Raw genomic sequence first — 9485 nt, 5'->3', positions numbered from 1 at the left:
GGCGTCCGAAAAATCGGAGACATTGATCATTTCGATATTACGCATGGCCGTGGCCAACCGACCCTTTTTATATTTAGACAACCATTTTCTGATATAGTACAGGCGGTACCCGATCTCATATCCCGCGATTTTTTGAAAATAAATGGTATCGGCCCGGTTTCGAAGGACTTTGTCCGTATTTTGATAAATCTTAAAGGGTGTACCGGAAGAACCGCTCGTAGAAACTTCATGTTTCGGCCTGTTCACATATTCGCTGGACTGAAAAGCCTGAAAATTATCTCGGAGGACCATTTTATCTATTACCGGAAAATCCTGCAAGTCTTCAGAATGTCCATATTGCCGATAAAACGGGGTTGTTCCAGAGGCATGCTGTAGCAGTTGTTTCAAGAGCGCATGCCTTCTTTCTTTGGATTTTGGACTCTCAAAATTTTCAAGAATATCCGCTATATCGGTATAATGGGCTTTCACCTGACCACCCTTTAGGGCATCAAGAACCCAAAAGAGCCTATTGCGCAACTGTTCGGCGAGTAGTTTCATGCAATGAAATCGTCTAAATCTTTTTTCCATGCAAATATCACATTTTATATGAAAAGGGTTCCATAAAATATCCTTCGTGTCCATTTTTCTTTAACATGGGAAAAAACCAGCACTTACATGGGTAACCAATACAAAAACCCAAAGTCTATAAAAGACTTTGGGCTTTCCGATCAGCTGGTAATGGTTCTTAATTATTGTAGAGATAAATCGAAGAAGCGGACGTCAAATCGGTGTGGTTCGTCGGCGCAACATTGCCGTTGGTATTCAAAACATCGCTAAAGCCAAGAATCTTTCCGTTCCCTACTTCCGCAATATAAACGGTCTGGGTCTTATGGTCGTAGGCGACATCGAGGGGATTGCCTAGCCGCGTCGATGTACCGGAGACCCTGATTTGCTCTGATTGCGCAATAGAACTACCATCAGGGGTAGCTTCCAATTGGGCGGTAAAGCCCTGGATCACTTGAAATCCTCCATCGGTAATGGCATCATCGGCATCTCCTATATCTGTCATGACCAATACGTCTTCGGCCTCGTTATAATCGATACCGTGCGTTCTAACAATTCCTTCTATAGTAATCTGCTTGTCCGGAGCAACGACTCCGTCGGTCTTGTTACTATTCAGGAAGTCGTAATAAATGGCCAAATCACTTGATTTATCGACGACCGCAAGAAGGTCATTTCCTCTGAAGGTAATTCCCCAAAGGTTACAATTGGTTACTAGTGTACTGATCAATTTAAAAGACGATCCATCATAACTGTACACGTAAAACTTGTTCTCGCCGTTATCGGAAACCACTATACGGTCTCCCGATACGGCAATTTCCCTCGGACTCACTAAATCCGTTGTACTGACAAAATCGGCGTTAACGGCACTTCCGTTGGGAATATCCCAAAACCCGCCATAATTTTCCAAACGAAGATTTGATCTCGAAGCTTGAATTACGTTATCGTTCATGGCATCGTAATAGATACCTTCGGAAGCTTCTGATTCGGAAATCACGGTTTTTTGCAATCCCACTTGACTATCGTATACATTGATATCGCCGTTGGCATTATTGGTAGTGTACAGCATAGTGAGCTGTCCAACGCTTTCGTCACCGGTGTTTCCATCGGTCTCGTCACTTGAAAAATAGATGGACGAGGCGGCCATCAGATCTTTGCTATAGGATGGGGCCAAATCGCCACCATCGCCAATGGATGTATAGCCCAATACTTTTCCGTTTCCGACCTCAGAAATGTAAACGGCATCGGTTTCGGAATCATAGGCCACATCGATAGGATTACCCATAGACGTAGAAGGCCCGGCAACACGTACCTGCAAATTTGCAGGCAAAACTTCCCCATCGGAAAGCGCATCGAATTTTTTGGAAAATTCCGCAATGACATGAAACCCGCCATCATCGGTAGCATTAGCGGCATCACCGATATCGGTCAATACCATCACGTCATCGGTACCGTCATAGGTAAGGCCGTGGGTTCTTACAATCCCTCCGATGGTCACCCTTTTCGAGGGTATCAATACACCGTCTTTGGCATTGGCTACAAAATCATTAAAAACGGCCAGATCACCTGTGGTATCGACTACGCCGTATAAATCTTTTCCTTTAAAGGTAATGCCCCAAACAGGAAAAGGGATTTCGACCGTACTGTTCAACGTAAAGCTATCACCGCTTTTGGTGTACACAAAATATTTATTAGATCCATTGTCGGATACGACATACGTGTCACCGCTTACGGCCAACTCACGCGGACTCTCAAAATCCGCCGCACTGCTAAAGTCTGCAGTAGCATCGGAATCTTCGGTCAGCATGCTCAGCCCTTTGTAGGCATCCAATGAAAGTCCGGATCGGGAAGCCTGAACGACCAAATCTTCGTCCTTGTCAAAATAAATACCTTCGGCGGCTTCGGATGCCGTTTTATAGGTAACCATGGAATCGCCGGTAACACTATATTTGGTTATGTCTCCATTGGCGTTGTTAGTGACGTATAGTTCCGCCCGACGTCCGAGTTCCATTCCATCCTCACAGGGCGTACAAGCACCACCGCAGTCGATACCGGTCTCGTCACCGTTCATAACACCGTCGGTGCAGGTTGCCAAATTTTTGGCGGTCAGATTCTCTTCGTCATCACAAGATACGATTCCTGCAAGGCATAGAATTAGCGTCCCATAGAGGAAAATCGATTTAAAAGCGTTCTTTTTCATAATGGCAGTGTGTTTAAAGTGTTTATAACTAATTATTTGATACAGTTTACTCGGTTGACCTATAAATACTTACGCTATTTTTGGTGAAGGGTTTTACAATTATTGTATCTCCAATGTTAAAATATAGCCAAATCTTTTTTCTGAAGTTTTAAGGCTGGAATAATGTAAAAATCATTTCGAAGAGAGCAATGAAATAATCGACCAAGTACTGGATGGAATAGATTAGGGGCAAAATCGAGTAGGAAGTCAGCGATTGGTTCCCTATCTGGGCTCTCACACCACCGTGCGTACCCTTCGGTACACAGCGGTCCATAAATTTATACCTTTGGCCTGCCTGTAATGATCCGTTAAGAACGCATAGCCCACCAAAGAAAAGGGGAGGCCAGTATAGCCTCCCCTTTTTAATTCTTTGGACGGGTATATCAGATTACCCATTCGTTTTTGTGCTGACCTCCACCACATGTAATTTCTTTGGCAGAAAGCGTAAAGGATTCGGTTAAAGGATTTTGCCCTGTAGAGTCAAAATTCTCTTTATATTTGACCATATAGGCCTCAATAAACTTTAGTTCTTTCAAGGTTGCGTCAGTATCTCTTTTGGTAAATATGATACTACCGTCCTTTTTACCGAAATTATCGGTCATTAATTCAAAAAGAGCGGTGTCACCGGTAGATTCAACAGTAAGGGTTACCCTACCGCCTCGGGTTACAGAAGATGGTCTTCCCGTAGGATCTACTTCTTGGTTCAGATCGTAGGAGCAATGAAGAACTTTGTATTCTTTTCCTCCTAAATTCAACTTAGCTTTAAAAGACATAAAAAATGGTTTTTGTGGCAATAATTGCCTGATTAAGAATTATATAACGTCATTAACGACGGGGCTAAACTATAAAAAGGTTCAAGTCAAATATGTTTTTTTCGATGAGCAGCATCTAGATTTACTCACTTTTTACTACAGAAAAAACTTTAATACTATTTTAGAGGTTAATGGACGCAAGCATGGGTTTAAAACTTCTTCCAAAACAATCCTTTTTTGGTACGCATATCGACGGTCATACTCTTGACACAGCCCGTCTTTTTATCGCGCACCATCTTGATGCCGTTCAATTCTAGTTTGACGTCCCGGATCTCATTAAAGAATTGACTTACCGTAAATCGATCGCCGGTCTTGTTAAAAACAGGGATATTGCTGTAGCAAAAATAATTTCGAATGGCGGTATCGTCTATCCTCCGGTTTGAATAGTTTACGAAAAGTTGTTGCAACTCGTTTTCCGAAACCTCTATACGGTTTATTTTTTCCTCGGCCTTCTTCTTTTTATCCTTTTCCTCACTCTTGGTTTCGGCAATCGGCTTGTCGATAATCTGTTGCCGCAAGACGTTTTCTATGGGATCTGTTCTTCGCGCCGTGTTTCTTTTTTTACGCTCTTTAATGGCAGGTAGAACTGTAATACGCTGCTTGGCCTCGTGTCTGAGATCATCGTTGACCACCAGTAAAATTGTTTTCTCACCCGGCTTTTTATAGGTGTACTTCTCTTTTTTGCCGCTGCCATCAATGCCCGTTGTTTCCCCAAAGCTCCATTGCCAGCTTTTTGCGAACTTCGAATCGTTAACAAATTCTACCTCGTCACCCACCCTTACATACTTGGGTAAGATAATATTGGGTATCAGATCTGGGTCGACAAGTATTTCTCGCTTCGTTATGGCGATATCTTTGGTGGCAATACATTGGCCGTTCATTCGCAAGGATACGGTATATTTTCCCGGTTCGGTAAATTGATGCACTACGTCAGAGCGGTACACAGGTGGACTTTCGTCGTCAAATTCCCACATCCACTCTACACCGGAGGTATCGGTACTCTTGAACTCAATAAGGTCTTCGCTAGTATATGAATTTGAAATGACCTCAAAACCTACATCGGCACAATCGACGGTCGAGTTCAGCTTGAAGGATAATAGCGCAAATCCGACCAAAAGGAATACTAAAAAGGTAATAAACACGTTTCGGTCAAAGTGGGTTTTTATTCCATTATTTTTCATAAGAAAATTCCTATTTATTGCATGCGTATGAAAAATTCAAAAAGTAAATCAATTTTACCATGAAATTAAAACTGATGTTTCTCCTTGTTATTGTGCTATCAGGTTCATGTGCAAAAAAAACGTATGAAACGACGGATTATTCGTACTACAAGCGAGAAATCACAAAGTTTAACAATTCCAAAAAAAATAAAGTCCAAGAAGAAAAAATACAATCAAAACCGGTCACAGCTACCTCTGAAAAGTCCAAATATCTAACCCCTGCGGAGAAAGAGAGGTATGCAGCATTATTGAATATATCCACCGATTCCCTAGGTAACGAAAAATTATATGCGGTAATCACGAAATGGATGGATACTCCCTATGAATGGGGCGGAAGTTCCCAAGATGGTGTGGATTGTTCTTCGTTGACACAACAGATCTATTACGAGGTTTATGGTAAGGAGATTCCGAGAACTTCTGTGCAACAATTCTATTTCGACACCCGTGCCCACTTCAAGAGCCAAAAGTATTTAAAGGAAGGAGATCTGGTGTTTTTCAGATTACGCTATCAAGACGAAATCGTATCACATGTGGGTATTTACCTTCAAAACGGGAAGTTTCTAGGTTCTAACTCCCCACATGGTGTGGAAATCACCGATTTGGATACTCATTATTGGCAAGATAAATATGTGGCCAGTGCCCGATTGCTAACCCAATAATGCACTTATAAATTCAGTTCAAATACAATACGAGGAACAACCTCAGGGTATTAAATTCAGCAAGGATGACAGAAACTAATCCACATCCCTCTATTCAACAACAGGTTTTCGATCTGGATTTTGATCTTAAGGCCGAAACGTTTACCGCCCATCTCTTGGAAGACGGGGTAGCCTTGGACATCAACCTATCCGATTATTTCAAACGACGCTTTAGTAAGGATATCACCCGAATCGGAGAAGATAGCGAGAACGGGGAAAGGCTAGAGGTACATTTAAGTCGGCGTAGTTTCTACAACATCTTTCCCGAACGGTTTTTCCATACCTCTTACCGTAGCACCCCTTTTGTAGACACCATGGTGGCCGATTTCAAAAATCGAAAGCTAGAGGAAGAACAGGCCCGCAAATTTTTCAAACCCTTGGAAGCGGAATTTTTTCTGCATAGGGTAGCAATCGAAAGCGATGAGGACAAAACATTTCAAGCGCTCGGAAGTGCTAATTTGGTAGACTTTCTCACCGATCTTTGGAATATTGATGCCGATATTCCCGAAAAAATGGCCGCCAAAATTTTAAAGACAATGCCCTTCATGTACAAGATTGCCGGGAATTTACCGTTGTTACAACGCATATTGGAAAACATTATCGAAGAAAGGGTATCCATAGCACAAGGTTTTGTATCCATCGATTATCAAATGGATGAAGCCCCTTGGCAATTGGGCGTAAATCTGGCAACGGCCGCACAGCCCATGACCTTTCTTCCGAAATATACATTTACCATAGTAGATATCGAACGGCCAGAAGCTATCGAAGACTATCTGCCGAACGGAAAAATAATATCAGTGGTTCAATTTTTTCTCGAGCATACCCTTCCCTATGAATGTGATTTTGAAATCGATTTTACCATGGCCGAACCAAAAACAAAATTTGTACTTAGCGAGACGGTCTACGAAGGTAGGCTCGGTATATCGGCAACAATTTAGAACGTATGATCAAAAGTTATTTTTCGAGATTCATCAGTTTTGATGCCCTGATGCCTTTTATGATCGTATTTTTATTGGTGTTCATCGGGCTGCGCCTTATTGCATCGAAAACACCAGGGTTCAAAAAACAACAGAAGAAATTCTACTATTATCTGCTCATACACCTTGCGGTTATGGCCGTTATTGTCGCTATAGTGTATAACCTGCGCCAATCTACGGTGATGCTTCGCTATGTAACGCTGTTGGTCAGCGCCTTTATCATGGGGGCACTTCATGTCTATTTTTATCGTTTCGCATTTACGAAGTTCGATACCGATACTAACTTTACGGAATTCCTGTTTGCGTTCATTACGTCCACGGTATTGATCATTCCTGTCATCATGATAGCATCCTATTTTGACGATCTGGAATTTTTGGCCTACTATTTTTTACTGACCGCTGCTTTCGTGATTCCCACCTGCTTTTATATCCTATTTAACTGTTCGGTTTCCATTCCCGTAAAGCTATATTCAAAATGGTATTATCCCTTGGGAAAGAGATACGAAACCCCGAAACATTACGAACTTAATAATATGATGGTTCTCAACTTTATGTTCCATAAGAACACGAAGGAAGAACACATGACCAGTTTTAAGGCGAAAGCGCCCAAAGATATGGATTTCGGAAGGCTTTTCTTTTTCTTCATCAACGATTATAACGAAAAAAAGGCGACCTCAAAAATTGAGATGACCAAAGATTCTGGCGACCCTTACGGATGGTATTTTTATCTCAAGCCCAAATGGTACGGTTCGTCGAAACACATCGACTCCGAGGTGAGCGTTGAAAACAACAATCTTGAAGATGGGGATGTGGTGGTTTGCCAGAGGATTTAGTGCGAAGCAGCAGAAAGGTATTGAAAAAACAATATATAATCAGTAGTCCCTTCCTTTATGATAAAGTGGGATTATAAAACCAAATCAACCCTACCAAACTACAATACCATGATCGAGGATATCAAAAATTTTAAAATCAATTGGATCGATGGGATGAAAATCTCCAAGGCCCATTTTCAGAGCCTTCAGAATTTTGCCGAAAATAGTGTGAAGGATGCTTTCGTAACCCGAAAGGGACGCTATTGTTATGGTTATTTGGATTCTCATACGGATGGCAAAAATGATTACGTCATCAATCTCGATATCCATAAAAGTTTAAAAATAACCATAAAAGCACTACGGGCGATAACGCCGAATGGTAACCGTATTCAAATTACCAAACAGACGCCCGGTGTTGAAGACGATATTACAGTCGATGATTTTCTGGACATGAAGGGCGAAGAAGGTTTCTTGCTCATCAACCTCGACACCGAAAATGCCGTTGCCTTCGGGGAACAGGATCCCAAAGAGGTGCCGCCGCGCTATCCGTTTCTTACCAATGGGCACTTTTTTACGTTTATAGATGCAGAAGAACTTGAAAAAAACGGACTCGCTGGCAATCAGTTACCCGTCGCAAAAATCGTAAAAGAAGCTAAAGGCCTATCATTGACTACCGATTACATTCCGCCCTGCACCAGTTTGGGCGCGCATGCCCAATTGATGGATTTCTACGACCAAGCGGAGAGCTTCTTAAAGATGGCGGAACGCAATGCCATCAACATAGTTCAAAAAATAAAGTCGAAGCAGAACGAAAATCCTATTTCCGATGCGATGTATATTGCCGTTAACAAAATCTATATGTACCTCGCCCAAAAAATGACCACGGTAAAGTGGGAACAATACGATATGCATCCTAAAGATCTGTTGGAAATTCTGGTGAGTTTCGCCCGTATTTTCAAAGGCTCGGTCGATGTTTCATCCCCAGAAAACAAAGAACAACTTTTTAACTATTTTGGGGAATGGACGGATCTTAAAGGCGGTGCGTATGAAAAGACCTTCACCGATATCATCAACCTGAAGTACAACCACCTCGATGTCAATGAAAATATAAAAAAGATATCCGCTTTTATGAAGACCATCGATAGACTGCTTACCGTGCTCACCCAAGTAGACTACATCGGTAAACGTCGTGATATGGGCATTTTTGTACATGAAAATGTTGTCAAGGAAAAATCAAGCAAATCGGATAAGTCCAATGGGCCATCATTCTTGGCCGAATAAAATTTAGATCATGGAAATATTGAACAAAAAGGAAAGAGCAAATGCCTTCCTCCTCTTCTTACTGATGTTCGTTATCACCGTCGGTATTCTTTTTTCGGCATTTTTCTACAGCTACAAATTGCCGTGGAAAGAAAATACGGTGCTTCGGGCCGAAAATCAAAAAATCCGCTATGAGTTTCTCTACCAGAAGAAATTCATCAAAGAACTTGAAAAGGTCGATACACTTATCGATTCGCTCGAAAATACGCGGGAAGGCTATTTCTTTTTGGAACAGAGCATTAACGCCGATCTTATCGATATCAAGAGCGGGATACCCAAAGATTCGCTCGACGACAAGAGTATGTACGAAAACCTGGTTTTGACCTACAAAAAACTGATGGACGCCAAGCGCGATCTGAAGCAGGTAGAAAACGCCAAGAACGAGATTGACGACCTGAACGAGCAGCTCAGCGCATCCGAAAAAGAGATCGGGCATCTTGAAAAGGCTTTGGAACTTTCACAACGTCTGAGAAATTAGGTTGAAAAAGACAACCCTTTTTGACCCAACTTGCAACCTTTAACCAAATTAACCGTTAACCTGCAACAGTACCCCCGGCCATGAACCAAGAAGTAGAAAAAACCATTCATATTGCCACGCAGATCGCCGAAGAACACCGGCACGAAAGTTTCGGTCCGCCACATTTGGTGAAGGCCGCCCTAAACCGTGATCTGTCCCTTTTGCGATACTTGCACGGTTTGGGAGTAGATGTGTATTTCATAGAGGAATGGGCCGATGTGAATTTGGAAAGCTATCCCAAAAGATCTAGCCGCACCCTAGATGTCCGAGCGAGTTCCGCGTCTAAAATTGTCTTTGTCGAGGCAGAGGATATTCAAATGAAACTGAAAAAAGAGGACGTAGATCTGATC

At 42.2% G+C, this 9485-nt stretch carries 9 protein-coding genes and 2 pseudogenes; 6 read left to right on the top strand and 5 right to left on the bottom strand.

Annotated features, from left to right (window positions below; all coding sequences use genetic code 11):
* From ACEW8S_RS12625 to ACEW8S_RS12605, 5 genes and pseudogenes are all read right to left on the bottom strand, one after another.
* Window positions 1–537, bottom strand: a pseudogene (locus tag ACEW8S_RS12625) (hypothetical protein); the annotation flags it as partial.
* 187 nt (window positions 538–724) lie between these two features.
* Window positions 725–2740, bottom strand: coding sequence for a hypothetical protein (locus tag ACEW8S_RS12620; RefSeq protein ID WP_373518502.1), 2016 nt, complete (start codon window positions 2738–2740; stop codon window positions 725–727).
* Window positions 2741–3013: 273 nt separating this feature from the next.
* Window positions 3014–3175, bottom strand: coding sequence for a hypothetical protein (locus ACEW8S_RS12615; RefSeq protein WP_373518501.1), 162 nt, complete (start codon window positions 3173–3175; stop codon window positions 3014–3016).
* Complete coding sequence (gene tssD / locus ACEW8S_RS12610; protein ID WP_373518500.1) at window positions 3163–3552, bottom strand: type VI secretion system tube protein TssD; 390 nt, start codon at window positions 3550–3552, stop codon at window positions 3163–3165. Before tssD ends, ACEW8S_RS12615 begins: the two co-directional genes overlap by 13 nt.
* A gap of 188 nt (window positions 3553–3740) precedes the next feature.
* Window positions 3741–4772: a PKD domain-containing protein gene (locus ACEW8S_RS12605; protein ID WP_373518499.1), complete on the bottom strand. Its 1032-nt coding sequence runs from the start codon at window positions 4770–4772 to the stop codon at window positions 3741–3743.
* A gap of 59 nt (window positions 4773–4831) precedes the next feature.
* On the opposite strand from ACEW8S_RS12605, the gene ACEW8S_RS12600 reads away from it, so the two are divergent.
* The 6 genes and pseudogenes from ACEW8S_RS12600 to ACEW8S_RS12575 all read left to right on the top strand — a co-directional run.
* Entirely contained in the window at window positions 4832–5470 is a 639-nt protein-coding gene (locus ACEW8S_RS12600) for a C40 family peptidase (protein WP_373518498.1), read from the top strand.
* A gap of 65 nt (window positions 5471–5535) precedes the next feature.
* Window positions 5536–6447: a hypothetical protein gene (locus ACEW8S_RS12595; protein ID WP_373518497.1), complete on the top strand. Its 912-nt coding sequence runs from the start codon at window positions 5536–5538 to the stop codon at window positions 6445–6447.
* A gap of 5 nt (window positions 6448–6452) precedes the next feature.
* On the top strand, window positions 6453–7319 hold the full coding sequence (locus ACEW8S_RS12590) for a TssN family type VI secretion system protein (RefSeq protein ID WP_373518496.1): 867 nt from the start codon (window positions 6453–6455) through the stop codon (window positions 7317–7319).
* Window positions 7320–7427: 108 nt separating this feature from the next.
* Window positions 7428–8579 (top strand): type VI secretion system baseplate subunit TssK, encoded by a 1152-nt coding sequence (tssK, locus tag ACEW8S_RS12585; protein WP_373518495.1) that lies wholly within the window; start codon window positions 7428–7430, stop codon window positions 8577–8579.
* Between the two features lie 10 nt (window positions 8580–8589).
* Window positions 8590–9096: a type VI secretion system TssO gene (gene tssO, locus ACEW8S_RS12580; RefSeq protein WP_373518494.1), complete on the top strand. Its 507-nt coding sequence runs from the start codon at window positions 8590–8592 to the stop codon at window positions 9094–9096.
* Window positions 9097–9176: 80 nt separating this feature from the next.
* Window positions 9177–9485: pseudogene (locus ACEW8S_RS12575) on the top strand (ATP-dependent Clp protease ATP-binding subunit); the annotation flags it as partial.

The organism is Pricia sp., assembly GCF_041745955.1.
Taxonomy (GTDB): domain Bacteria; phylum Bacteroidota; class Bacteroidia; order Flavobacteriales; family Flavobacteriaceae; genus Pricia.
The sequence above is the reverse complement of the archived record's forward strand: the minus strand, read 5'-3'. Positions and strand labels throughout refer to the sequence as shown.